The organism is Paenibacillus sp. NRS-1781 (assembly GCF_050467745.1).
In the GTDB taxonomy this organism is placed as follows: domain Bacteria; phylum Bacillota; class Bacilli; order Paenibacillales; family Paenibacillaceae; genus Paenibacillus; species Paenibacillus terrae_A.
Map to the genome: position 1 here is coordinate 89,543 of NZ_JBITPI010000002.1, position 25,324 is coordinate 114,866.

The 25,324-nt window shown below is 48.6% G+C and carries 19 protein-coding genes and 2 pseudogenes; all 21 read right to left on the minus strand.

Annotated features, from left to right (window positions below):
• Window positions 1-61: 61 nt before the first annotated feature.
• Window positions 62-354, minus strand: a pseudogene (locus ACIFO6_RS00615) (family 1 glycosylhydrolase); the annotation flags it as partial.
• A complete protein-coding gene (locus ACIFO6_RS00620) occupies window positions 321-497 on the minus strand; it encodes a family 1 glycosylhydrolase (protein ID WP_430036874.1) in 177 nt (58 codons plus the stop codon). The gene ACIFO6_RS00620 and the pseudogene ACIFO6_RS00615, both read right to left, overlap by 34 nt.
• Window positions 494-2,983 (minus strand): glycoside hydrolase family 95 protein, encoded by a 2,490-nt coding sequence (locus ACIFO6_RS00625; RefSeq protein WP_430036876.1) that lies wholly within the window; start codon window positions 2,981-2,983, stop codon window positions 494-496. The genes ACIFO6_RS00620 and ACIFO6_RS00625 overlap by 4 nt, the downstream gene beginning before the upstream one ends.
• Before the next feature lie 106 nt (window positions 2,984-3,089).
• Window positions 3,090-4,784 carry an ABC transporter substrate-binding protein gene (locus tag ACIFO6_RS00630; protein WP_430036879.1) on the minus strand — a complete coding sequence of 565 codons (1,695 nt, stop codon included), beginning with the start codon at window positions 4,782-4,784 and terminating at the stop codon, window positions 3,090-3,092.
• Between the two features lie 91 nt (window positions 4,785-4,875).
• On the minus strand, window positions 4,876-5,778 hold the full coding sequence (locus ACIFO6_RS00635) for a carbohydrate ABC transporter permease (RefSeq protein WP_430036882.1): 903 nt from the start codon (window positions 5,776-5,778) through the stop codon (window positions 4,876-4,878).
• 14 nt (window positions 5,779-5,792) lie between these two features.
• Window positions 5,793-6,806 (minus strand): ABC transporter permease, encoded by a 1,014-nt coding sequence (locus tag ACIFO6_RS00640; RefSeq protein ID WP_430036885.1) that lies wholly within the window; start codon window positions 6,804-6,806, stop codon window positions 5,793-5,795.
• Window positions 6,807-7,169: 363 nt separating this feature from the next.
• Window positions 7,170-7,953 (minus strand): annotated as a pseudogene (locus ACIFO6_RS00645) (ABC transporter ATP-binding protein).
• 72 nt (window positions 7,954-8,025) lie between these two features.
• Window positions 8,026-8,757, minus strand: a complete 732-nt coding sequence (locus tag ACIFO6_RS00650) for an ATP-binding cassette domain-containing protein (RefSeq protein WP_430036888.1) — start codon at window positions 8,755-8,757, stop codon at window positions 8,026-8,028.
• 1 nt (window position 8,758) lies between these two features.
• Window positions 8,759-9,562 carry a nickel transporter permease gene (gene nikC / locus ACIFO6_RS00655; protein ID WP_430036891.1) on the minus strand — a complete coding sequence of 268 codons (804 nt, stop codon included), beginning with the start codon at window positions 9,560-9,562 and terminating at the stop codon, window positions 8,759-8,761.
• The gene (gene nikB / locus ACIFO6_RS00660) at window positions 9,559-10,500 is read right to left on the minus strand and encodes a nickel ABC transporter permease (protein ID WP_430036894.1); all 942 of its coding nucleotides are present in this window, start codon (window positions 10,498-10,500) and stop codon (window positions 9,559-9,561) included. Before nikB ends, nikC begins: the two co-directional genes overlap by 4 nt.
• Window positions 10,497-12,008 carry a nickel ABC transporter substrate-binding protein gene (gene nikA, locus ACIFO6_RS00665; protein ID WP_430036974.1) on the minus strand — a complete coding sequence of 504 codons (1,512 nt, stop codon included), beginning with the start codon at window positions 12,006-12,008 and terminating at the stop codon, window positions 10,497-10,499. Before nikA ends, nikB begins: the two co-directional genes overlap by 4 nt.
• 208 nt (window positions 12,009-12,216) lie before the next feature.
• Window positions 12,217-12,633, minus strand: coding sequence for a cupredoxin domain-containing protein (locus tag ACIFO6_RS00670; protein ID WP_430036897.1), 417 nt, complete (start codon window positions 12,631-12,633; stop codon window positions 12,217-12,219).
• Between the two features lie 135 nt (window positions 12,634-12,768).
• Window positions 12,769-13,428, minus strand: coding sequence for a response regulator (locus ACIFO6_RS00675; RefSeq protein ID WP_404520766.1), 660 nt, complete (start codon window positions 13,426-13,428; stop codon window positions 12,769-12,771).
• The gene (locus tag ACIFO6_RS00680; RefSeq protein ID WP_430036900.1) at window positions 13,425-14,264 is read right to left on the minus strand and encodes a sensor histidine kinase; all 840 of its coding nucleotides are present in this window, start codon (window positions 14,262-14,264) and stop codon (window positions 13,425-13,427) included. Before ACIFO6_RS00680 ends, ACIFO6_RS00675 begins: the two co-directional genes overlap by 4 nt.
• Before the next feature lie 217 nt (window positions 14,265-14,481).
• On the minus strand, window positions 14,482-16,302 hold the full coding sequence (gene cydC / locus ACIFO6_RS00685) for a thiol reductant ABC exporter subunit CydC (protein WP_430036903.1): 1,821 nt from the start codon (window positions 16,300-16,302) through the stop codon (window positions 14,482-14,484).
• Window positions 16,283-18,082 carry a thiol reductant ABC exporter subunit CydD gene (gene cydD, locus ACIFO6_RS00690; protein WP_430036906.1) on the minus strand — a complete coding sequence of 600 codons (1,800 nt, stop codon included), beginning with the start codon at window positions 18,080-18,082 and terminating at the stop codon, window positions 16,283-16,285. The genes cydC and cydD overlap by 20 nt, the downstream gene beginning before the upstream one ends.
• The gene (gene cydB, locus ACIFO6_RS00695; protein ID WP_430036909.1) at window positions 18,082-19,095 is read right to left on the minus strand and encodes a cytochrome d ubiquinol oxidase subunit II; all 1,014 of its coding nucleotides are present in this window, start codon (window positions 19,093-19,095) and stop codon (window positions 18,082-18,084) included. Before cydB ends, cydD begins: the two co-directional genes overlap by 1 nt.
• Entirely contained in the window at window positions 19,082-20,488 is a 1,407-nt protein-coding gene (locus ACIFO6_RS00700) for a cytochrome ubiquinol oxidase subunit I (RefSeq protein ID WP_430036912.1), read from the minus strand. The genes cydB and ACIFO6_RS00700 overlap by 14 nt, the downstream gene beginning before the upstream one ends.
• Window positions 20,489-20,894: 406 nt before the next feature.
• Window positions 20,895-22,535: a response regulator gene (locus ACIFO6_RS00705; RefSeq protein WP_430036915.1), complete on the minus strand. Its 1,641-nt coding sequence runs from the start codon at window positions 22,533-22,535 to the stop codon at window positions 20,895-20,897.
• Window positions 22,528-24,318: a sensor histidine kinase gene (locus ACIFO6_RS00710; RefSeq protein WP_430036918.1), complete on the minus strand. Its 1,791-nt coding sequence runs from the start codon at window positions 24,316-24,318 to the stop codon at window positions 22,528-22,530. Before ACIFO6_RS00710 ends, ACIFO6_RS00705 begins: the two co-directional genes overlap by 8 nt.
• Window positions 24,319-24,478: 160 nt before the next feature.
• Window positions 24,479-25,060: a peptide deformylase gene (gene def / locus ACIFO6_RS00715; RefSeq protein WP_430036921.1), complete on the minus strand. Its 582-nt coding sequence runs from the start codon at window positions 25,058-25,060 to the stop codon at window positions 24,479-24,481.
• Window positions 25,061-25,324: the final 264 nt, after the last annotated feature.

Consider the following 25,324-nt stretch of genomic DNA (forward strand, 5'->3'; position numbering starts at 1 on the left):
TTCAAACAAAAGGGAGCGAAGACATGCCCATGTCCGCTTTAGTATCAAAGTATATTTTCTTTTAACGTCTGGTCTCCAGCCAGTTGTTACTTACCACATTTCGATACCAATAGTAGCTTTCCTTGGGGGTGCGGGCCAGAGTGCGGAAATCGACATGAATCATGCCGAATCTCATATTATATCCTTCCGCCCATTCAAAATTGTCCATGAGCGACATGCCATATAGCCTTTGACGTGAAGGCCGTCATGAATCGCCCGATGTACCTGCACCAAATGCTGCTGCATATAGGAAATACGTCGGTCATCCTCAACCTTGCCATTTACGATCTCATCGTTGATACAAGCCCCGTTATCTCCGTTGAACACCTTGCCAGGCGTATGGGCAAAGGTATCCCAGATGAACAAACCTCTCCATCCTCCTCATAGGCCCCCTCGATTTGATAGGCTGCTGTTGCCGTCCCCCACATAAAGTCCTGCGGAAATTGAAAAATGGTCATATTTGCTCTTCCTCTCCATCAATAATAATCGAATGTCTGTCCATAATTTCCTGCTCTTTGGTAAAATTCCATGACAAAATGAATCCTCCATGCTCTGGATCAGGCTGAGCCTGCCGAGCATCTGCGCTAAACGGATGAGCGCTGCGAATCGTGCAGCGTCCCGTCGGGGCGGATGCGGTAAGCTCCGCGCGGACGAGCCGGGAACCGGACCATTCCATGCCAACCGTCATCCCGCCATGCCCCCGCAATCCGCTGACCCGCCCCTCAGGCCATGCAGAAGGCAGGGCAGGCAGCAAGGTCAGCTCACCCGGACGGCTTTGTAGCAGCATTTCCGCGATACCCGCCGTCGCTCCGAAATTACCGTCGATCTGAAAAGGTGGATGAGCGTCGAATAAATTGGGGTAGGTCGAGCGCGACAGCAACGTGCGAACATACCGATGCGCTGCTTCGCCATCCTCCAACCGCGCGTACAGGTTAATCAACCAGGCGCAGCTCCAGCCGGTATGACCTCCGCCATGATCGAGCCGTCGGCGCAGCGATATGCGGGCCGCCTCCGCCAGCTCCGGGGTATCACGAACATGAATTTGTCGACCAGGGTACAATCCGTACAAATGCGAAACATGTCGATGTCCCGGCTCCGCTTCCTCAAAATCGGCGAACCATTCTTGTAGCTGTCCGTGACGACCGATCTGATAAGGCAGCAGGCGTTGCAGCGTCTCTTCACAGCGGTTGCGGAACTCATCGTCTAATTCCAGCAGCTCCGCAGCCTGAATGCAGTTGCTCAGCAACTCCCGAATTAGCGTCATATCCATCGTGGAACCCATGGATATACTGCAATCCTCTCCGTCCGGGGTTTTAAATTTGTTTTCAGGTGATGTAGAAGGCGAGGTCACAAGCCAGCCGTCCGGGCCTTCCACGAGCCAATCCATACAAAAGGCGGCCGCTCCCTTCATCAGCGGATAAGCTTGCTCCGCCAAATAAGCCGTATCCTGAGTAAACAGGTAACGTTCCCATAAATGGGCGGTTAGCCAGACACCCCCGAGCGGCCAAAAGGCCCAACTGGCATGACCTCCTGACGGTCCCGCATACCTCCACACATCTACATTGTGATGGGCCGTCCAGCCTTTCGCACCATAATGGATCGAAGCAACTCTGCGTCCCGTACGGCTGACTTCTCCTATCATGTGCAGCAGTGGTTCATGGCACTCAGCAAGATTGCATATTTCCGCCGGCCAATAGTTCATCTGGGTATTAATGTTAGTTGTATAATTGCTGTTCCACGGCGGCTGCACCCGGTCATTCCAGATACCTTGAAGATTGGCGGGCTGACTGCCTGAACGCGAACTGGCTATCAGCAAGTAGCGTCCATACTGAAACAACAGCACCTCCAAATCCGGGTCTGCCTGATCTTCACGGTACTTCTCCAATCGCAAGTCAGTCGGAATTTGTCTGTTTGTCATTCGATCCGTCCCGATACCATTCCCAAGCTCTAACTCAACGCGGCCAAACAGTTCCCCATGATCCTGCTCATGCCGATGCTTCACCTGCTCGTATCCAAGCAAGACCGCTCTAGCCAGCGTAGCTTGGCATACGGCTGTCGGTTCCGTTGCATCACTGTCCGGTCGAGTATCGAATCCCCGGAATCCGGTAGCTGCGGCCAAATATACCGTGAGTTTATCTGCACCCGATACGCTCAGCACTCCATCATCATCCTCTGTCAGCGTCCCCCCCTCGGCGATAATCCGTGCCTGAATCGCAAAAGCCATCCCCAATTCATCCTCATAAACAACCGACTGCGGATGTTCACCGTGATCATTGGATTCCACATGACTGGGCGCTCGCCCGGTCAACGTAATTAAGTCCCTCGTTGGTTCACCTGAAGAGTCATCTTCCTTATCGCTATCCCATTCGGATGAATCACCAAAATGTGCATCCTCGCCAGCCTCGGCTTCACAAGGATGCGGTGTAGTGATACGTACGGTTGCATTGATCTTGCCTGGCGTATCCGCAGTCAGCGATACCATAATAATTCCATCCGGCGCACTGGCGATGACTTCACGGGTATAACGAATACCGCCACTATGAAAAGTGACCGCCGCCGTTCCGGTGGCCAAATCCAGTTCGCGTTCATACTCCGCGATTGCCCCAAGTCCCTCCTGTGTAATCCACAAATCGCCCAAAGGCTGGTAAGCCTCCGTATCGCGCCACAGCATGTTCGCATTGATCAGATGTTCCGCGTCCTTGTATTTTCCGTCCGCAATCAGCTCCCTGACGGGCTTCAAATATCGCAATGCATCATACTGAACGCCATCCCTGGGAAATCCGGACCAGAGCGTATCCTCGTTTAATTGCAAACGCTCCTCCCCGATCCCGCCAAATACCATCGAGCCCAGCCTCCCATTGCCGACAGGCAATGCTTCCTCCCACACCTCGGCAGGCTGGCGATACCATAAACGCAGGGATTTCTGCTTTTCGGTTTGTATCACATCAAACCCTCCCCATTGAGATCAAACAGAGCGCCGATCCCGTATGAACCACAGGACAAGCGCTCCGTCATTCCGTCATTTTGTTGCGCCTCGTTAAGTCAGCTCGCTATTTAGAAGCCTTGCCGTTCCACAATTCCACTCTGTCCTTCACCAATTGAGTATATTGTTGCTCCATTTGTACCGCTCCGGCAGCATCCAGCTCTTTAAGCATGTTGTCGTATACGGTGTCAAAATTGGATGTTGGGGCCAAGATAGCCTCCGGTATACGCTTACGGATAATATCCGTCGTTTTTTTGAACGTAACGTTATAGCTGGATTCATTGTCTGTCGTCAGGTTATAAGCTGCGCCCCATGGCTTCACATCAAATTCCTTCTCGCTCAGGAACAGTTCCTTCCACGTTTTTACGCCATACGCCTTGAGCGACTCCTTTTCCGGCTCCGAATAGCTTGCGATAATTTGTTCCGGAAATTTGGTGGTGTAATAGTTACCCGCAGGGTCCTTCACACCATCGCCGTAGTGTCCACTGATCAACGTGTACAGCTCCAGCCCGGTTGTTTTGTTAAAATTGGTGGCGTTGTTCGTTTTTTGCTCCAGCACATCAGCCGGAATGACGCGTTTTCCATCTTTAATTTCATAATGCTTTCCTTCGATTCCCCAGTTCACCAGCACCTGTCCTTCATCGGAGGCTAAAAAATCAAGGAACTTAATAGCCCGCACCGGGTCCTTGCAGCTCTCGGTAATGCCTACACCGTAACCGGACATAAAGCCTGTATCCTGAAAGGAATGATCCTTATATTCCTCCGAGAGTGTAACTGGAAAATGTGCATAGCTGGCATCGGCCTTGCCTGACGTTTTTAACGCATTTTCAGCTTCCAGGTAGCCCCACTCCTGGTCAATGAGACCAAGAACACGCCCGCTGGCAATTTTGGATTTGTATTGGTCACTTTTTTGTACAAAGGATTCCTTATCCAGCAGCCCCTCATTGTACATGTGGTTTAACCAGCGAAAATATTCTTTTTCCACCGGACGCTTGTAGTGGAGCTTGGCTTCAAATGTCTTGGGATCAATATTATATTCTCCATCGTCTGACGCTCCGGTCGTCTGGTAGGCAGGGTTGGTTACGGTAATCATGATTCTCCAGTCGTCCGCATCCAGCGTGAGGGGAATGGTCTTTTTACCGTCAATGGTTGGATGCTTGGCTACATAGGCTTTGAGTACGTTTTCATAATCCTGTAATGTTTTTACCTTCGGATATCCCAGCTCCTTAAGTACCCTGTGCTGGATTTCAAATCCACCCGTCGCATCAAAGTTCTTCTGTCCCACACCTGCATACGTAGGGATGACATAGATGGCCTGATCCTTATTGCTGTACTTCAGTCGATTCATGTAGGGGCCGTACAGCTTTTTGAGATTCGGCGCGTGATCATTGATCAGATCGGTCAGATCAATCATGGCCCCCGCATCCACGAGCTTGCTAATATTCGCTTTAGGAGAAACCAAGCCAGGGTATTCTCCACTTGCTGCCATCAAAGCAATTCGGTCATCTCCACCTCCGCCACTGACATCAAATTCCGCATTCAAGGTTACACCTGTTTTCCTGGTGATTTCCTGGCCTATTTCATCCTTCATTCCGTTCCATTTCGGGCTTGGGTCGGCTCCAAAGAAGCTAAACGTAACCGGATCGGTTCCGCTAGATGAGCCTTCCTTGGCTGCATTTTGGCTCCCGCTACAGCCTGCCAGTGCAGCAAGTGATACCGCAAGCAAGGGAATAAGTACAAATCTGGACCAAACCTTTTTCATGAACAAAACCTCCTGTATTCATATGATGACTTAGCCTGCAAAATAGCTGTTACTTTACCTCTGGGAATCCGGCTTTTATGATTTCACTGCATTATGATTTCACTGCACCCAGCGTCATGCCGCCTACAAAATACTTTTGCAGGAACGGATACACCAGCAGGATGGGGAGGGTGACCGTAATCGTAATCGCCATTTTGATCGACTCTGGCGAGATTTGTGCCATTTGCTTCGCCATATCATTGCTGTTCGTCATACTGGAGCCGCCTTGCTGCGTGCTTTGCAGTACCTTCATCAGCTCAAATTGCAGCGTCGTCCATTGCGCAGCTCCTCCGTTATACAAATACGTATCAAACCACGAGTTCCACTGATTTACCGCCAAAAAGAGAGCAATGGTCGCCAAGACAGGCTTGCACAACGGTAAAATTATTTTCCAATAAATTGTAAAATCATTCGCACCATCCAGCTTGGCGGATTCCTGAAGGGCATACGGCAAACCATCCATAAAGGAACGAATGACAAATACGTTAAACGCACTAATTAACGTCGGAAAAATATACACCCAGAACGAACCCAGCAAATGCAAATCACGCATCAAAATAAATACAGGCACCATCCCGCCAGAAAAATACATCGTCAACGCCAAAAACGTGGAAATGAACTTGCGGGCGCGGAAATCGACCCGACTTAGCGTAAAAGCGAGCATGGATGCACAGATGAGTCCCAGCACCGTCCCCACCACTGTACGTAAAATCGATACCTGCAGTCCCTGAAGAAGACCGTCATATTGGAAAATCGTTTTGTAATTTTCGAGTGTAAATTGGCGGGGCCATATATAAATGCCCCCACGAACAGTGTCCGTCGAATTGTTCAAGGAAATCGCAAGTACGTTCAGAAACGGATACAGCGTTACGACCACGATTAGAGCCATGAGGATGTAGTTGAACAGATCGAACACCTTTTCAGATCGGGTCGCGTTAAAAGCCTTTGTCGTCATTTCGCATCTCCCTCCTACATGATGCTTTCTTTGGTCAGTTTTTTGAATATGCCATTTGCCGTAAACAACAATAGGATGCTGACCAATGAGTTGAAAATACCAATCGCCGTCCCGTAAGAGAACCGACCCAAATTAATCCCGTAATTCAGCGCATACAAATCCAGCACCTCGGAATAATCCGTCACCAGACTGTTGCCGAGCAAGAACTGCTTTTCAAAACCGTTGCTCACCAGATGCCCAATCGCCATAATGAACAGAACGGCAATGGTCGAACGGATACCCGGTAACGTAATATGCCACATCTGTCTCCAGCGACTTGCCCCGTCCACACGCGAGGCTTCATACTGCTCCTGGTCAATTCCGGTAATGGCGGCTAAATAAATAATCGTATTCCAGCCTGTCTCTTTCCATATATCGGAAGCGGTTACAATATACCAGAACCAGCTTCCCTTTGCCATGAACTGAATCGGCTCATCCACAATATGAAGCGCTATCAATATATCGTTGACGATCCCTCCGTCGATGGACAGCATTTTCGTAACCAATCCGGCAACAACTACCCAGGATACAAAATGCGGGAGGTAGGATATCGTCTGCACAAATCGTTTGAACAGCATCCCCCGTAGCTCATTTAGCAGAATGGCAAAAAAGATCGGTACAACAAAACCAAATACAATGCCCATCAGGCTCATCGCCAGCGTATTGCGTAATACCAGATAAAATCGTTCATCCTGAAATAGCTCAATAAAGTTATTCAGCCCTACCCATTTCTGGTCCGAAAAGGATTTGGCCGGCTTATAATTTTGAAACGCCATCGTCCAGCCCCACAGCGGAAGATAACTGAAAATAAACACCCATATGACGAAAGGAATGGACATAAAATAAAGATACTTTTGCTGCTTTACACTGTCCCACAAGCCTTTTTCACCACGCCCGCGCTTCGGCCCGCGCACCCTGCGCCGTCTGCCCCGGTTAGATTCAGGAATCGTAGCACCAGCATTGGAAGCGGTTTCAATTGATGATTCCATAGCAAGCTCCTCCTTGTATATAATTACTATTATCATACTTGGCTGGCTTGAAAGCGGATACCCAACGAATTAGGAGAAAAATCAGTTCAAAATTAGATATATGGGGGGTTGGGATTTACATGGGGTGCCACTACGCATGCGGATGGTGCTTCCCATCGCTGTTGCCCCCCGAATTTCTTGAATAAACACACAACGGTAGAAATCCGGGGACAAAGGCGACCGCTATCGCTTGTCCAGCACCATTCCGCCTGCTCCGTTCTAATGTAAATTTCCTGAGGAAAATCTTATAAAAAAACAAAAGACCAGCAATGTAAGCTGATCAAAGGTAAAGGGTAATGCAATTCTCTAGAATGTTCAAACTCCTCAATCATATTCTGCAACCAATTGGCGAGTATACGGATGTCTGTCGGGAGCAAAGATTTCCTCTTTTACAAACTCGTCCACCAAACGGCCTTCGTGCATGACTAGCACCCGGTCACATATATTGCACCACAGGTAGGTCATGGGAAATAAACAGATACGCAAATCCCAGCCTCCCCTGTAGCTCCTTGAGCAAGTTTAGCATTTCTGACTGAATTAAGGTATCCAGACTGGATGTTGGTTCATCCATAATAATGAGTGCAGGCTCCACGCTGATAGCTCTTGCCATGCAAAGCCGTTGCTTTTGTCCACCGCTGATTTCATGAGGATATCTATCCAGCAATTCAGGTGATAATCCCACATATTCCAGCAATTTCACTGCTATTTCTCTTCTGTCTGAACCACAGTCTTTCACAAAAGATGGAACCTTTCGTTCCAGTTGATCCAGTGGCTCCATGACGGATTCCAGTAAACGAAATCTTGGATTTAGCGCCGCAGAGGGATTTTGAAATACGGCCTGCATCTGTCCTTTATAACGTTTTAACGACTGCCTGTTGCCTGCCTGAACAGGCGTTCCCTGAAACCGGATTGTTCCTCGATCTATAGCTTGCATAAGCATAATACAGCGTGCCAAGGTGCTTTTTCCACTGCCGCTTTCTCCGATCAGCCCCACACATTCACCCGCTCGAATCGTCAACGATACCCCGCCGAGCACTTGTCTCTTTTTGCGGTAAGATTTATGCACGTCCTGCACGAATAAAAGTTCAGGCACAAGTTTCGGGTTCATAACAACTTTACCGCCCTCTCTATATGGACTCATGCACGGCTTTCATTGGATGGGCGCAAGGATGGAATAGCTTCAATCAGCCTTCGGGTTGTTCAACAATGACCATGTGTTCCCCGACTCCATAAGCTGCCCTTCTCGCATTACGGTGACTTGATCGGCGTAGCGCTTGACGTTTCTCAGGTCATGCGAGATGAACAAAATGCCGCATTGGGTGCGTTCTTTTAGCTCTGAAATGATCCGTAAAATTTCGTTGGCATTCGTTTGATCCAATGCTGTCGTAGGCTCGTCCATAATCAGCAGTTTGGATTCCAGCATGATGGCTACCGCAAGCGATACCCTTTGTAGCTGCCCACCGCTGAGCTGAAATGGATAACGGTTGTATATTTCGTTCGGTAATCGAACGTGTTCGAGGACTTGCTTGATGCGCTCTTTCCGGCTTTTGCGTTCTAACACATGATGTGCTTTTAGCGTTTCGTCCATTTGTTTGCCTATGGTGATAAACGGCGTAAACACGCTGGCATAGTCCTGAAAAACATAAGCGATTTCCTGCCCGCGAAGGCGTTCTCTTTCTTTCTTGGACAGGGTGAGTAACGAGCGTCCGCACAATTCGATCTTACCGGATTCTACCCAGACCGTCGCAGGAAGCAGATCGCCAATCGACAGCGAGGTCATACTTTTTCCACTACCGCTTTCACCAATCAGCGCATGGCACTGTCTCGCGCTAATAGATATATGAAAATCACGTACGATCAAGCCTTGCTCCGACCTCAAATGCAGTCCGGTTATTTCCAGAATGTTCATCATTTCATTTCCCCCGTGGTCTTAGTTCAAGACTGTCCCGTAGCTGATCCCCAATCAGATTGGATAAAAGAACGAACAGCATAATGGCCCCCCCCGGAATAACCATCGCCAACGGAGAACTGTGAAAATAGGCCCGTCCCTCATTCAGCATCGCTCCCCATTCGGGAGTAGGCGGCTGTAGCCCAAGTCCAATATAGGATAGAGCCGCGATCATTAAAATGATTTTACCCAAATCCAGTGTGGCTACGACCACAATTTCTCTGAAAGCCGCTGGCAGCAAATGCCGGATGACCAATCGAATCGTCGGCACCCCGCTCAAGCGGGCACTGTAGATATAATCCTTCTCTTTTTCAGCCACCAGGCTGCTTCTCACCAGACGAGCATATGCCACCCATTTTACCGATACAATCGCAATCATCAGGTTGACGACACCCGGCCCGAGCAAGCCCGTCAGCACAATTGCAATCAAGTAATCGGGAAAAGCCAGAAAGGAATCCGACACCCGCATGAACAAGCGGTCTATCCCTTTGCCCATAACCCCGGCAATGACCCCGGCCGGAATGCCAATACCTAGAGACAGGAGCAAAATCAATAAGCTCTTGCCAACCGTATTTCTGCCTCCGTATACCACCCGTGACATTAAATCTCTGCCCAAACCATCCGTACCCAGCCAATGCTCGGCGCTTGGGGATTGAAGTCTTCGAGTGAGCGAAACGAGCAACGGATCATTTTTCATAAACTCAGGCAGGATGAACAATGCAGCTATTCCACCGATAAACAACCATAAAGGAAGTCGGGATGTACTCAAGCTCCTCCCTCCTTCAAGCGGATTTCAGGATTCACGTATCCTACCGTTACATCCGGCATCACATGAAGCAGCATAATGATAGCGCCCATAAATAAAATGTATCCCTGAATCATCGGGTAATCCCGGTTATGAATGGCTTCTACAATAAATTTTCCCAGACCCGGATAGGCGAATATCGTTTCTACCACGACACTTCCCCCCAGCATGCTTCCCACACTAATGCCAAACATAGTCACTACAGGAGTCAAGCTATGGCGACACGCATGCAACCAAAAAATACGTTGCCTTCCAATCCCTCTGGACCTTGCACCCAGAATAAAATCCTGACTCAAGCTGCTTAACAGGCTGGAACGAATAAGACGTACATATACCGCAGCCATCGTCAGTCCCAGTGTCAGCGAAGGAAGCACCAGATGCATCAAAGTACCATTCCCCATGGATGGTAAGATCGACCAGCGCACCGAAAATCCCTCAATAAGTAAAAGCCCTAGCCAAAAGCTGGGGATGGATGCTCCCATAATCGCGAGCACCCGGCTGACCCGATCAATCCACTTCTTGGGATATAAAGCTGAACAAGCGCCCAGCGGTACCGCAACTCCCATCAACACCACAATGGAGGTACACGTCAGAAGAAGCGTCGCTGGCATCCTCGTCCATATTTCTTCTATGACCGGACGATGTGTCATGTAGGAGGTTCCCAAATCCAAACGAATGAATTTAGAAAGCCATTCCCCATATTGCACGATAACCGGCTCATTCAGCCCCATGATCTCCCTTTGAATTTCCACTTGCTCGTTCGTAACCGCCACATCATCCGCACGCAGCAGTTGTCGGACAGCGTCTCCCGGAGCAAGCTTGATTCCCGCGAAGCTGATGAGCGACAGAAGAAAAATAAACAGGAAAAACTCGATCAGCCTTTTCCCAAGCATTTGAATCATTTGGCTTCAACATCCAACTGGTTGGTAAGCATGTAATATTCGCTTTTGCTGGTTACCCAGTTTTTCACACGGTCTTTGTAAACAACCAGCGTGTTCGGATGCACCAGATAGGAATAGTACGTTTGCTCATGAATTCTCGTGAGCGCTTGAGATATTAGTTCATTCCGTTTGGCTGTATCTACGGTTTGATCTAACTGGTAAATCAATTCATTCAACAACTCATCGTTTATTTTCCCAAAATTCAGCGTTCCATCTGGCAAAAACGATACATTCAAAAAGTAGCTGGCATCACCGCGAGGCGCAATCAACGGACTGTACATACCGAGATCCCAAGTCGTATCGGTCATCAAGTAGTCTTCGTAATTTTCAACCTGCTCGATTTTCAGTATAATACCCAATTGCTGGGCTTCCGATTGCAACGCTTGTGAGAAGATAGGGAACTCGGCTCTGGATGCGTAAGTCACCAGCTTTAAGGTTAACGGCTTCCCGTTTTGCGTTACTTTACCGTTGTCCACCTGATACCCGGCTTCCTTGAACCACTTGAGCGCTTCTTCAGCCCCGGTTTTGCGAGTTGGATATTCCGGTACAAACGGGAAATCCGGTAAAAATGGACCTTGCGCCACTGTAGCCTGTCCACCCATAATAGCGTCCTTTAGTTCCTCACGGTTAACTAAAGCATCAAATGCCTTACGCAAATTCGTATGTTGGAACAAAGGCTTTTTCGTGTTAAATATCAACTCATGGGTACGCAAGCTAACCACTGAATCCAGCTTGAGCTGATTGTCTTGCTTCATTTTGTCCATGCTTTCAACAGGTGGGCGATAGACGATATCTGCATCACCGGATAAAATGGCGGATAAACGTGCATTCGCATCCTCGTTAAAAGCAAAAACTGCCCGATCCAGCATGGCCGCCCCACTCCAATATCCATCATAGCGGGCAAGCTTTAATGATGTCCCTGCGGTGAAAGATTCTACTTGGAAGGGCCCTGTACCGATTGGCTTTTTATCTGGATCAGCTGCTTCTGTATCCAGAATGGCTGTGTTGGGATGAACCAGTTCGGATGGGAACTGAGGGAATGGTTCTTCCGTCACCACATGTAGCGTTTGACCGGATGCCTTCATGGATTTAATTCGCAATACCTGCTTAACCCCTGGATTCAGCTCTATTGAGCGTTCCAGCGATTGCTTAACCGTCTCTGCGGTGAGTTTTTTTCCGTTTTGAAAGGTTACACCATCACGAATCTGAAACTCCCAGTTTTGCCCGTCTTTACTCGACCATTGGGTAGCCAGCCATGGCTGGCTTTTTACGTTCTCGTCCAGTTTAACCAACGTTTCTACAACACCTGCTCTTAACGCTATATAATCGAGACTGGGATCAACGGTCTGACTAGCGAAGTTAAACAGAAAAGTCAGCTCTTTCTTGGGCTGCTGTGTTGCTTGCGTTGAACCCTCTTGCGGGCCAGAACAAGCAGCCAGTAAGACTACGATCAAAAGCATACATACCATTGGGATAAACCTGTGTTTATTCATATTTCCCCTTCATTTCTCTATCGTTTCCTTCTATTTTACCTACCTTTGGCTTGTCATGACCTGACCCACTTGAGCTATATTTGCCTTATAACCTTGAACATTTTGTGACTATTATCATAGATACCTTATATTAAGGCAAAAAAATAGCCTCCCGGCACAAATGTGCTGGAAAGCTGGTATTGATTTATTTTACCGTGATCGTCCCATAGAACATGTACATACCGCAGTTATACTCATATACACCCGGTTTCAGGTCCTTGACCGTAAAATAATTATTTTCGTGGTCCATAAAGACGTCCATTCCAAGCTTCAGCGACTGTACTTCGTCTATACAAGTAAAGGATGTCGATCTTTTAAAATTAATTTTAGTCGGGACACCCGCTTTTATTTCAATATTTTTAGGATAAAAACCGTCTCCCTCTACATTGACCGTAGCAATTTCATACTTGGCTTTGTCCGGCTCTTCTTGAACGGTTTTAGGTTGACTTGCTGGAAACGACGACACGCTCCCCTGAAAATAAAACAAGACAAATCCGCCCACGATCAGCGCTACAAAGCCAATCAGCATCAGGTGCCAATGCTTAGAGATAATTGTTTTCATTCAGATCATTCCCCTCCAGTTGACCGTTCATGTGTAGCACGCCAACTCTAACCAGTATATAAAAGTTAATCAAAATTTAAAATACCTCATTGGAGCTATATTCTGAACTAAATGGTGTCAAAAAAACAAAGAGGCTTATGACCTGAATTTAGGATCATCAGGAACAAGCCCCATTTCCAACGCATATCTCGTCAGTTGTACACGGTTCTGAACATGCAGCTTCTGCAAAATATTTTTCAAATGGTTTTTTACTGTGTACTCGGAAATACCGTACTTTTCGGCGATTTCCTTGTTCGTCCACCCAGCGGCCACCCCATATAAAATATCCTGCTCTCTTGAGGTAAGGCGGACCTGCGGTTCCTTTTTCGCTGTTATGGTAACGTCTTTCAAGATTTGAAAAGCCAGTTCCCGACTCAGCGGCGCCTCCTCATTCACAATAGAATGCAGATATTCCAGCCATGTGGAGGGCGCTATATTTTTTAACAGGTAGCCTTGGGCCCCCCGTTTCAAAGCTTCAAGCAGATGAATCATATCATCCGACACGGTAATCATCACTATTTTGACATATGGAAACATGAGCTTAATCCGCTGTGTAGCCTCCAGCCCGTCCATTCCAGGCATCGAAATATCCATCAGGATCAGATCTGGAAGCCACTGCTCGGTAAACTCAATTGCTTTTTCGCCGTTGTCCACCATCCCGATGATTTCAAAGCTTTGATCCATGGACAATATTTCACAGATGGCCTCGCGAGCATGAGCAGAATCGTCTACGACCAGTACACGGGTATGCGTCATTTATGTTCTCCCTCTTTGGTTATTTCCACCATGGTATACGAAGAATCCGACAGAAGCTGCAACGTCCAGTTCATATCTCCCGCTCTTTCCTTCATGATATTCAGGCCGTATCGGTCTTTAAACTGATATGGATCGGTCATAAAGCCTTTGCCGTTGTCTTTGACGGTGACTTTCCATTGATCGCAGTTACCTTCTCCAATAATCCAGAATTTGGAAGCCCGTGCGTGCTTTTCAATATTGACCACCGCCTCGCGAATACAGGCCAGAAGTTCTACTTTCTCTTTGAGATTCAGCGCATCATCGGGAATCGTCCACTGAATATCTGCATACACAGGGATTTCATGAATCATTTGCTGCACCTTATAGTCCAATGATTCGTTGGTTGCCAGCATCTCATCGGTGGTCGGATCAAATCGTAAATTGGCAATGGCCTGACGAACATAGCGGTTCACTTCGTGGACGGTCTTTCTGACTTTATAAATATCCTGACGATACTGCTCCTGATCTTCGTTATGCTCCAGGCGATCCATTTTGACGGACAACAAAAAAAGCGATTGGGCAATCCCGTCATGCAGCTCCCTGGCAAGATCCTCTCTGGCTTCAAGGGCTGCTTTGGCCGCGCGTTCGTATTGCAACTCCATCTGAATACGTTCCAGCATACGAAAAAGCTTGGTTAACAGCGTCACACTGACCAAATACAAGAGAACTGGAGTCAGCCAGTTGCCAAGGTCCATAGATATATAGGGGAGTAAAAATTGGTGTCTCACATATTCCCAGGCCCCTACCGTTAGCGTAGGTACGAATAGAATCATCCATTTAATTTGTTTATACGTCATACCGTCCTCCTTGCAGCACCACGAAACTTGCACGAACAAACTAAGCAGATCCGTGATACCCACCATTCCGAGCGTCTTTATGCATCCCAAGCATAACTTTTTTGCTGATTTAGAACAAGATCCATCCTACAGCAGATAGAAAAGAAAAAAGCCGACATCTTCATGCCGACTCCAATGTGTATGTTCATTTTACCAAAATATGGTCTTCTCTATTTCTTTACAGACTGGGATGATCCAGCTCATACAGGTTGCGGTATCGAGGTTGCTCCTGCCAGAGCTGCTCATGGCTACCTCGCATGGATATGCCACCCTGCTCCATAAAGATCACCTCGTCCATATGCTCCATCCCGGTCAGATGATGTGTAATCCAGATGAGCGTTTTGCCCTCCAGCACACGAAACATCGTCTGCATCAGTTCCTGCTCTGTCAGCGGATCGAGTCCTACGGTTGGTTCATCCAGCAGGACAATGGGGTGATTTTGAAGCAAAATCCGCGCCAGTGCAATTCGCTGTCTTTCTCCACCGGAAAAGCGCAGGCCCGTTTCCTGCATCCGGGTGTCATAGCCATCTGGCAAAGAATCAATTAGCGTTCCCAGTCCCACCTGCTCGGTTACTGCACGAACCTCTTCCAGCGTAGCATCTGGCCGCGCCAGCCGAATATTGTTCGCTACCGTTGTATCGAACAAATACGGTTGCTGGTTTAACACTGCAAACAGGCTGGAATACGCCCCGCCTGTATACACAGGCGCACCTGCGACAGTAACGCTCCCTTCATCCGGCTGCAATGCACCCTGAATCAGATTCAGAAGGGTGGACTTGCCCGCACCGCTACGACCAAGCAGTGCAACCTTCCCCCCTTGCGGCACACGCAGGGAAATGTCGCGCACGCTCCATTCTTGCGTTGCTGCATATCGGTAGCTAACGTTGTTCAGCAGCAGCTCACCTGCATTGCTCGATGGCTGGGCGGTAACATGCTCCACCTCTATTTTGTCTACAGTGCTACCTGCTGCTTGTTGCCCTGCTTTCACAGAAGCTGAGGCCGAAAACGGTGCAGGTACAGCAGGTGTAGGTGTATCTTTCTCGGAGTTCTTCAACCGTCGTAGTGAATCTTGATACTCCGGCGCATGGACCACCGCTTCTCCAGCGCGGACGAAGGCATCCAGCAACGGAAAAGCAACAAGCGCAAAGGATGCCAGCCATGTTGCCTCTATGCGGTTCTCCGCTACCAGCCCTCCAGCCCATACGGTCATCATCACAATTCCGCCACCTACGACGCATTGTGCGATCCAATGAGAGCGCCATTCGCTTCGCCGAAGTGAATTTTCTACTACAGCAGCCTTGTTATGCCGTTGGGTGAAGGAAGCCAGAAAATGTCCAGTCCGACCGCTCAGCACCAAGTCACTCATGCCAAACAAAGCATCGGTCAGCTCCTGATAGGCTGTACTCCGTTCCTGCTTAAACGTTCGTCGTTTAGCGAGTGAGGTCCACAGCGAGATGGCCGGGGCGATAAAAAGTAAAAATCCACAATACAATGCCATCATCAGGGGAAAGGCTCCGTCCATCCATCCGAGTGCTGAAATCCCCAGCGCATAGATGAGCAACGCCGATACCGCGGGCAGAACCAGCTTCAAATATATGTTTTGAAGCTGCTCAATATCCTCGGCCAGCAAACCCAACAGATCCCCTGTGCGAAACTTGCTGCGAATCATAAGCGCTTGCGGTTCTACTGCCCGGTACAGTCGCACCCGCATACGGGAAACGAGACGCAGCGCGGCATCATGCCCCACCAACCGTTCCAGGTACTGAATTACCGCTTTACTAAAACCAAACGTTCGTACAAGCACAATCGGAACGTACACCATCAATATATTTTCCGGTTTTAAGGCTGAACGGGTAATCAGGTGACCGGACGTAAAGAGCAACGCGCCTGCACATCCAATCGCCAGAGCGCCCAATAGCGCCGCAGCCAGAAAGGCCCAGAAATATTGTCTCAGATAAAATACAAACCAGCCTTGGCCGCTATTGTCCGTGGCTCTCATATCGTCCGTCCCCTCCTTCCGTCATTCCCGTCAGCAAATGGTAATATCCTCCCTTGCGGGCAACCAGTTGCTTATGCGATCCTGCCTCCTCCAGGCGACCTTGATTCATCATCCAGACACAGTCCATATCCGGCATCCAATGTAGACGATGCGTTGCGAGAAACACTCTTTTATGTTGAAAAACAGACAAAATCGTCTGTTTTAGCTCCCATTCCGTCTCGATATCCAAATGTGCCGTCGGCTCATCCAGCAAAATCACCGGACGGTTGCTCAGCAAAGCACGCGCCAACGCTATCCGCTGCGCCTGTCCTCCACTCAGCGTCCGGCCCGCTTCACCAATCGGCTCATCCCATCCATTCGGAAGACCATCCACCAGCTCACGCAATCCAACCGCGTCAATCGCCCATTCCACCTGTTCGTTGGATGCCTCCGGTTCATAAAATCGGATATTGTCCGCCAAGGAAGCGCTGAACAGGTACGGATGCTGCGGAATATAGGCAATATGCCGCTGCCATTCGGCTTGGGTATCACTAGCCAATGCCCATCCATTCACGTTCAGCTCGCCCGAGGTCGGATCAGCAAAGCCTCCAAGTATACTGAGCAGCGTTGTTTTACCTGCACCGCTGACTCCGACGATGCCGATCATATTCACATGCGGCTCAACACTCGCGGATATGTGGTCAAGCCGTGCGGAACCGCCCTCATTGAGAAGGCATATATCCGATAGCCTGATCGTATCCTGTCCCGTGATATTTAGGGCATTGCCATCACACTTAGCATTGTCTGTGCGGTCACTCCCCGTAAGGATATCCACGGAATCTGTTGGTTGAGCCGCTTCATTCTCTGTACCGAGAATGGAGCGCATTGTACCCCAAGCCTCCTTGCCATCCAGCGAGGCATGATAGTCCGATCCCAACTGGCGTACAGGCATAAAATATTCCGGGGCCAAAATCAGTACCGCAAGTGCCGCTTCCAGTCCCACCGATCCGCTAATCAGACGCAAGCCCAAGCCTACCGCCACAAAAGCGACCGACAGCATACTAAAAAAATCGAGCGCAAAAGAGGAAAGGAACGCGACCCGCAGGGTACGCATCGTAGCCGTGCGGTACTGGTCGCTGACCTTCCCGACCGTTTCTCCATGCTCCCGGCTACGGCCCAAAAACCGCAGCGTCTGTAGGCCACGCAACGAATCCGTGAAATGATGCGACAATAGGCGATAGGAGCGCCACTGTTTATCTGCCTGCTTCCGCGCCGCCAAGCCCAGCAGGATAAAGAAGCCAATCAGGATGGGCATCGTAGCCGTCAAAATCACACCTGAAATTATATCCAATGTGAAAACAGACACAAGCAGAAGTATCGTCACACACATCATGTCAATCATACGAGGAATGGACAGTTCCAAATACGTGCGAAAACGATCCACTCCATCCAGCGCCAACGTCACCAGCTTGCCGCTGCCTTCCTTGGCAGCAAAAACAGGCCCTCGCTCGAACAAACGAGCAAGCAGACGCTCCCGCAAAGAAGCGCCTGATGCTTCGGCAAAACGGCCTGCCGTCCGGCGTTGCAGCCAGATCATCGTATGCCTCGCCGCAAAAGCCGCGAAAAACAACGCGAGTGACGGCCAAGCCATCACCAGCGGATGTTTATCAAATAAAATCGTAACCGCCTTTGCCAAAAAAATCGCTTGTGCAATCACAGCGGCCCCCTGAGCCAGGGAAAGGGCGGCCAGCAGCAGCATTACCGGCCGAATGCCCTTTAATCCAAACCATGCTTTATCCATTAGTATTCCAAATGATCCTTTTCACTGAGACGCTTATGAAAAACAAAATAGCTCCACGCCTGATAAGCCAGCACAAAGGGTAAAAGCGTTGCTGCAACAATCGTCATGGCTTTCAGGGTGTAATGACTGGAGCTTGCATTATAAATCGTCAAATCAAATGCACTATTGATCGAGCTCACCATAAATCTCGGGAACAAGCCGACGAACAACGAAACGAATGTCAGCAAAATGATAGCTCCCGTCATCCCGAAGGCCCAGCCTTCGCGGCGCTGCTTCAGGAAATACCACGCCAGCACATAGGCGACGACCCCCACTGCAACTGCGGCGTACATATAAGGACCACGACGTGCGAATACATCTGTTGCAAAATAAGTCCATACCACCATACCCGCGAGCAAAACTCCTAATATTGGAAGAAATTTTGACGCAATCACACGAGCACGATCCCGCACTTCTCCAATCGTACGCAGAGAAATAAACGTTAGCCCATGCATCAGGCACATCCCAACCACGGTCAATCCAATCCATACCGTATATCCGTTAAACACATCGGAGAATCCGGCTTTCAAGTCCATGTTTTGCTGAATAGGTACACCCTTTATCAAAGCCGCAAAAGCCATACCGAACAGCATCGGCGGCAGAAAGCTGCCTATCAGAATGCAGGCATCCCACGTCCCTGTCCACCATTTTCCTTCTGCCTTGCCCCGGAATTCAAAGGAAACACCGCGTAAAATCAAACCAAGCAGAATAACTACAAATACTAGATAATATCCGCTGAACATGGTCGCATACCAGTGCGGGAAAGCCGCGAACATCGCACCTGCTGCTGTGATCAGCCATACTTCGTTAGCATCCCAGAATGGACCAATCGTATTGATCATCAAGCGTTTTTGCTGGTCATTACGCGGCACCAGACCTGTAGCCATCCCCACGCCAAAATCAAAGCCCTCCAGGAAGAAGAAGCCGGTAAACAGCACAGCAATTAATAAGAACCACAAATCATTTAACGACATTGGTGTCACCCCCTTGAGCAAATGGATCATGGATTACCGTTTCCTGATGTGGTTCGATATCCGGACCTTTGCGAGCCGTACGGACAAACAGGAATGCTAGCACACCCGTTAAAATTAAATACAATGCGGTAAACGAGATCAGTGAGAACAGCACTTCCCCTGCCCCAACGGTAGGCGAAACCGAATCTTTGGTTTGAAGTAAACCAAAGACAGTCCAAGGCTGACGCCCCACTTCCGTCATGATCCAACCCGCAGTATTTCCAATAAATGGAAGAGATATACCAAGCATCATCAAGCGGAAGAACCAGCGATGCGAGCCCTCCAATTTTTTACGGAATGTCAGATAAGCTCCGTACAAAGCAAGTGCAATCATGGCACATCCAGCCGCAATCATAATGCGGAAGCTCCAAAATGTAGTACGTACCGGCGGAATATAATTACCGGGGCCGTAGGCTTTTTCGTATTGTGCCTGAAGCTCATTCATCCCCAAAACCCCGCCGGACAGCTTGTTATAGGACAGCAAACTCAAGAGATAAGGAAGCTTAATTTCAAAGCTGTTTTCCTTCTTTTTAGGGTCAATACCTGCGATAACTGTCCAAGGGGCCGGGTCACTACTGTTTTCCCATAGCCCTTCACTCGCAGCCATTTTCATCGGCTGTGTTTCCACCAAATATTGAGCCTGTCCGTGACCAAACATCGGGATTAACATCGAACTAATCAAGGCAACAATAATACTTACTTTGAAAGAAGGCTTGAAAAAATCCAGATTCTTCTTGTGCATCAGCTTCCATGCGCTAATACCCGCGACGAGAAAAGCGCCTGTCGCAAAAGCTGCAAACAGCGTATGTGGAAACTCCCATAGCAGTTGTTCGTTCGTCAACAGAGCGAAAAAATCTTTCATTTCTGCGCGACCGTTATGAATCTCGTATCCTACCGGACGCTGCATGAATGAGTTGGCCGCCAAAATCCACAGGGCAGACAGCATCGTACCGATGGATACCAGCCACATACAGGTTAAATGGACTGCTTTGGACAGCCGTTCCCAGCCGAATACCCACAATCCGATAAAGGTTGATTCCAGGAAAAAGGCAAGCAGTGCCTCAATCGCCAGCGGCGTACCGAACACATCACCGACAAAACGGGAAAAGTCAGACCAGTTCATCCCGAACTGGAACTCCTGCAAAATCCCGGTGACCACGCCTACTGCAAAGTTAATCAGCAAAAAAGTTCCCCAGAATTGAGCCATTTTTTTGTACAAATCATTTTTTTTGATTACATACATAGTCTCCATAATCGCCACCAGCAACGACAATCCAATGGAGATCGGTACATAAACAAAGTGAAGAATTGTTGTGGTTGCAAACTGCAACCGTGCCAATTCTAATACGTCCATGATGTTATTCCTCCCCTTGCGCTTCTCTTTAGAATGAATGTTAATAATTAGGTTCTGAAGCCTTCCTTCATCCTTGTGATTGTATTCACATTATTACATATGGAACGATCACTTTTTATGAATAGCCCCCTCAGGCATCTTCATTACGGAATCACATGACCCGGCTTAAGAATATCATCATTATATAGAATAGATTTGATAGAAATAGAATCGAAAGTGTGAACATCGTGTCAAAGCTGTGTCTTAATGATGTCTAATTTATGAAAACAGCTCAAATCTTCTAGTTAGTGTGACATTTTCGATTGATCTATCCAAATTTTTTCCATGAAAAAAGCCTCTCTTCGCTCGGAGACTTTACTCCGACATCCGCAAGAGAGACTTCATTAATTGAACCCACGGGAATCCATCAACTGCCATCCGTCCCTCTGTTCTTCTGAACCCGACTACGATAGGAGGAAGGCGACATCCCCGCATATTTTTTGAATTTGCCATGAAAATAATCGGCATTGGCATATCCGACACGTCCTGCCACCTGATGCACCCTGATCCCCTGTGCAAGCAATTCCCTTGCCCGCTCGATCCTCACCTTGTCCAGATAGGCGTTAAAAGCTTCGCCCGTATGGCTTTTGAACAATTTGCCCAAATAGCCGCTGTTGTAATTAAACATATCCGCCAACAGCTCCAAGCGCAAATTCTCATCATAATGACTATGAATGAAATCAATCAATTGTTTCATGATCGTTTCCTTACCACCTGAATCGGTCTGACCTATCCACTGCACCATATGCTCCACCGACCGATCCACCAGCTCTCCCAAGGTTGAATAGGCATATACATCCGTAATCAAGCGGGAATGCTCTTCCAGCACCGTACGGCTCTGTTCCTGTCCAGCCGCATACTTGTTCAGCGCCAAGGTAAATGTCCGTGCAAAAGCCGCCTTGATTTCAGCCTCTGAGCGATAGAGCTGTGGAAATTGGACCTCCATTTCCTTCAATACACGTATTGCAGCTTCACGATTGGACATATCCAGCGCGTAGTACAGCTTCTCTGCATAACGCATGGGGTCTGAGGCTTTGTCCGTCGTTTCGCGCATTTCCTCGTCCGAAGCTTCCAAATCGTGCAGGTCACTGGTAAGCATAACCCTTTCCGCCCGGAAAAGAAAAGTACGCTCCAGTAGACGCAGCGCCTGTTCAAAAGAACTCGGAATATCATGAAGTCTCTTCACAGGATCTCCAGCAGCTACGTATATTTTCGTTGCCCACGGCTTTAGCTCCTGTCGCCAGGAAGCCAGCAATCGAACAGCATTTTCTTCTGTGTCCACCGTGGCAGGAAGTAGCACGCCTGTATATATTCCGGCCTCGAATACAATCCCCCTGCCCTGCTCCCCGCACATTTCCGTTAGCCGCAGCTTTGCTGCCGACTGCCGGGCTTGCCGATCCCAGTCGGGTATCCGTAGATCCAGCAGTACGACCTGATAGCTTCCCCAATCCAAAGAGGGTAGCGCCGGATGCTGGCCATGATGTTCGGCTTGCTCCGTTCCTCCGTGGAGAGGGTTGCTGTGCTCCAATGCACCACGATTAGCCTGATCTTCCTGAACCGGAAACAGCAGGATTTCGATCCAATCGCGCTCATGGACAGGTGGACTTCCCCACTTGCCGTCTTCTTTTTCGCTCTCAATGCTTCGACGTACCCGTTTCAACTCTGTCGTCATTTCTTCTTCGTCCACAGGCTTCAATAAATAACCATCCACGCCAAAGCCCATCGCCTGCCGCGCATAATCAAAGTCCGCATATCCGCTTAAAATGAGAAAGTGAAAAGGCTCGCCGTTCAATTCGCGTATGCTCCGTATGACCTCCAGCCCGCTCATCCCCGGCATGCGTATATCAACAATGACCAGTTCCGGCCGATGCTCCCTAAATTTATCCAATGCCTCGCGCCCGTTCCCTGCGGTATCTACAATATGAAAGCCGCAGTCTCTCCAATCAATAATGGAGGTCAATCCTTCACGAATCGCAGGCTCATCATCCACAATCATCGCTTTATACATTCGGCCCCTCCTCCTTGGGTATTGAAAAGGTTACGGTTGTTCCTGCCTGCGGTACGCTCTCCATGTGCAGACCATAACGTTCACCATACATCAGCGTCAGACGCTGGTGAACATTGCGCAGACCAATACTGCTTCCTTCCGGCTCTTCCGTGCCTGTGATACGGTCAAGCAGACGGGCCAACGGTTCTGCCTCCATGCCAGCTCCATCGTCAGCTACTTTTATTTGCAGCTCTCGCAGCTCCATCGAAATATCGACCTTCACGGTAACCGGTTCTTCCTTGTTTTCCAGGCCATGAATAACTGCGTTCTCCACCAGCGGCTGTATAATTAATGGAGGAATGGACATTTCCTCAGCGCTTTCTGCCAGATTCACTTCATAGATCAAACGATTTCCAAATCGGAACTGCTGAATTTGTAAATAGGATCGCACCATATCCAGTTCCTGACGCACTGTCGTTTTACCGCTGCCAATCTCCAGATTCCGCCGCATCAATCGGCCAAGCAAACGCACCGTCGTGGCAATCTCCGCCTCCCCGTGAAGATGTGCCTTCATTCGAATAGACTCCAGCGCATTAAACAGGAAATGCGGGTTAATCTGACTGGCCATCATTTTCAGCTTGATATCCTTTTGTGCCATTTCGAGCCTGTTATTTTTCTCACTCGCTTCATACACCTGCCCCATCAACTGGCGGATGCTGGCAACCATATAGTTGAAGCGGCGGGACAAGTCCCCGATTTCGTCCATCCCCTCCACGCTTGACACGACATGGAAATCCCCCGCAGCCACCTTACCTAGCTCATGGCTCAATCGCTGTAGCCGTTTGGTGAGCAGCCAGGAAATCATCGTAATCAGAATCAAAGCCATGACCAGCACCGCAAGAACACACAATGCGCCGATCAAGCTGATTCGGTTCGCTCCCTGTACAATATGTTCCGTCGAAAACACCGAAATAATCGTCAATCCGCTCACACTGGAGGCTGGCAGCAGCTCATCTACAATAATGTTCGAGGATTTCCCGTTTACTTTTGCTTCATATATACCCTTACCCGCACCCTGAACATCAAAGCCCAGATGTAGATCCACCAATGTTTGACCCACGGACTGTGTATGGGTAGCCGCGACCACAATTCCGTTACGATCCACAATCAACGTTTCAAACGGCTCCTTGCTGAGCATTTGGTTCAGCTCCGTCTGACTCAGTGCAATCATCAGAACTCCCTTGGTGTTGTATTCAGGAAAGGGAATTTGCCGCACTAGACTCAGCCGATTTACCGGGTTATCCTCCTTATCCTGAATATAAAACCAGTTAATCGCCGTCCCCTTCAAGGCCGTCTCGAACCACTTCTGCTGCTCAATGCCAGAATCTACAGGGATAAATTCCAGATTGTTAACAAGTGTCGGATTATACGAATAAAACCGGATGGTCGCAATCTCTCTATACTGCTGCACATACTCATTAAAGTCCTTGTATTGATGATACGCATTCATCAGCTCTACCATGCCCGAATAACGGCGATTCGCCATCTCCCTCAGCCTTTTATCGAACATCAGCCCATTTGAAATATCCGTGGGTACGCGCAGTAAATTCGCAGTCTGGCTCTTGATCCTTTCCACATTGTTTACCGTTTGGGCAATCGCACTGTCCAAAGCCTGCTCCCGCAAATAAAACGTGACACAGCCGCCCACCACCAGCACCGGGATCATGACAATCAGCACGTAGGAGAACAGCAGCTTATTTCGCATACGCATATTATTCATCAGATGTCGAACTCCACGATACATGCCATCCCCCCGTTAGATAAGCGCTTACATTAATATGTATTACTTACTCACCGCATCACGATATACATGATTTCAGTTTAAAGCTTCACAACATCTATATCTATATTTTTGCAAAATAAAAATGTGGCGAACGGAGTCACCACACTTTACGGATCATGAACTATTCTCGCACAAAAGGCTCGATATGCACACCCTGCGGCAGCTTTTGAGGATCGTCCGGGTTAATATGGTCATAGAACATAATGCCATCCAAATGGTCCATCTCGTGCTGTACCACAATCGCCGCATAGCCTTTGAAAGTCAGCAGTTCCTGCGTTCCGTCCGGCAAATGGGCCTTAATGCGAATTTTTCCATAACGCGGGACATAGCCGGATATGTAACGATCCACTGACAAGCAGCCTTCGCCCTGTTCCAAATAAATCATGGACGTCGAGTGGCTGACCAGCTTCGGATTAAACAGCGCATACTCCACCGTTTTGTCTCCATCCTGATAATAGACAGCACACATTCTTTTGTTCAGACCGACCTGGTTGGCTGATAATCCCACACCCGGACGCAGATCATAACGAGTTGCCAGCTCTTCATTTTGACTATTTTTCAGATAATCCATCATCCACCGCATCTGTTGAAGATCCTCTTCACGCAGCGGTAGGCATACCGGATCAACCTTCGTACGCAAAATCGCTTCCCCTTCGCGCACGATATCCTTCGTGAGAAGCATGTCCATCGGTAGATTGCTCATTCGTCAGCCTCGATTCTACTGCAAGTTTTATCTCATAAATTATATCTATTCATGAAATGAATTGTCAAAACAAAGCGGTATTTGGAGGGATGTTTGTGTAATTGTGACCGCTACGCGGGCGGATCATTCTTACGATCGCTGTTGCTTCTTCAGAACGATTCTGCCCACTTCGCTGCTGTTTTCGTTACACGGTCATTTTTAAACAAACTGTTTTTGAAAGTCTGAATAATCCAGTATCTTCTATTATTACGACATAGAAGATAC

Coding starts and splice junctions, on each gene's coding strand:
- nikA (WP_430036974.1), bottom strand. CDS start 12,008: ATGGTATGTATGCTTTTGATCGTAGTCTTACTGGCTGCTTGTTCTGGC.
- ACIFO6_RS00680 (WP_430036900.1), bottom strand. CDS start 14,264: ATGACGTATAAACAAATTAAATGGATGATTCTATTCGTACCTACGCTA.
- ACIFO6_RS00710 (WP_430036918.1), bottom strand. CDS start 24,318: ATGTATCGTGGAGTTCGACATCTGATGAATAATATGCGTATGCGAAAT.
- ACIFO6_RS00635 (WP_430036882.1), bottom strand. CDS start 5,778: ATGACGACAAAGGCTTTTAACGCGACCCGATCTGAAAAGGTGTTCGAT.
- ACIFO6_RS00640 (WP_430036885.1), bottom strand. CDS start 6,806: ATGGAATCATCAATTGAAACCGCTTCCAATGCTGGTGCTACGATTCCT.
- cydC (WP_430036903.1), bottom strand. CDS start 16,302: ATGAGAGCCACGGACAATAGCGGCCAAGGCTGGTTTGTATTTTATCTG.
- cydD (WP_430036906.1), bottom strand. CDS start 18,082: ATGGATAAAGCATGGTTTGGATTAAAGGGCATTCGGCCGGTAATGCTG.
- ACIFO6_RS00670 (WP_430036897.1), bottom strand. CDS start 12,633: ATGAAAACAATTATCTCTAAGCATTGGCACCTGATGCTGATTGGCTTT.
- ACIFO6_RS00620 (WP_430036874.1), bottom strand. CDS start 497: ATGACCATTTTTCAATTTCCGCAGGACTTTATGTGGGGGACGGCAACA.
- nikB (WP_430036894.1), bottom strand. CDS start 10,500: ATGATTCAAATGCTTGGGAAAAGGCTGATCGAGTTTTTCCTGTTTATT.
- ACIFO6_RS00705 (WP_430036915.1), bottom strand. CDS start 22,535: ATGTATAAAGCGATGATTGTGGATGATGAGCCTGCGATTCGTGAAGGA.
- ACIFO6_RS00700 (WP_430036912.1), bottom strand. CDS start 20,488: ATGGACGTATTAGAATTGGCACGGTTGCAGTTTGCAACCACAACAATT.
- ACIFO6_RS00630 (WP_430036879.1), bottom strand. CDS start 4,784: ATGAAAAAGGTTTGGTCCAGATTTGTACTTATTCCCTTGCTTGCGGTA.
- ACIFO6_RS00675 (WP_404520766.1), bottom strand. CDS start 13,428: ATGACGCATACCCGTGTACTGGTCGTAGACGATTCTGCTCATGCTCGC.
- ACIFO6_RS00650 (WP_430036888.1), bottom strand. CDS start 8,757: ATGATGAACATTCTGGAAATAACCGGACTGCATTTGAGGTCGGAGCAA.
- def (WP_430036921.1), bottom strand. CDS start 25,060: ATGAGCAATCTACCGATGGACATGCTTCTCACGAAGGATATCGTGCGC.
- cydB (WP_430036909.1), bottom strand. CDS start 19,095: ATGTCGTTAAATGATTTGTGGTTCTTATTAATTGCTGTGCTGTTTACC.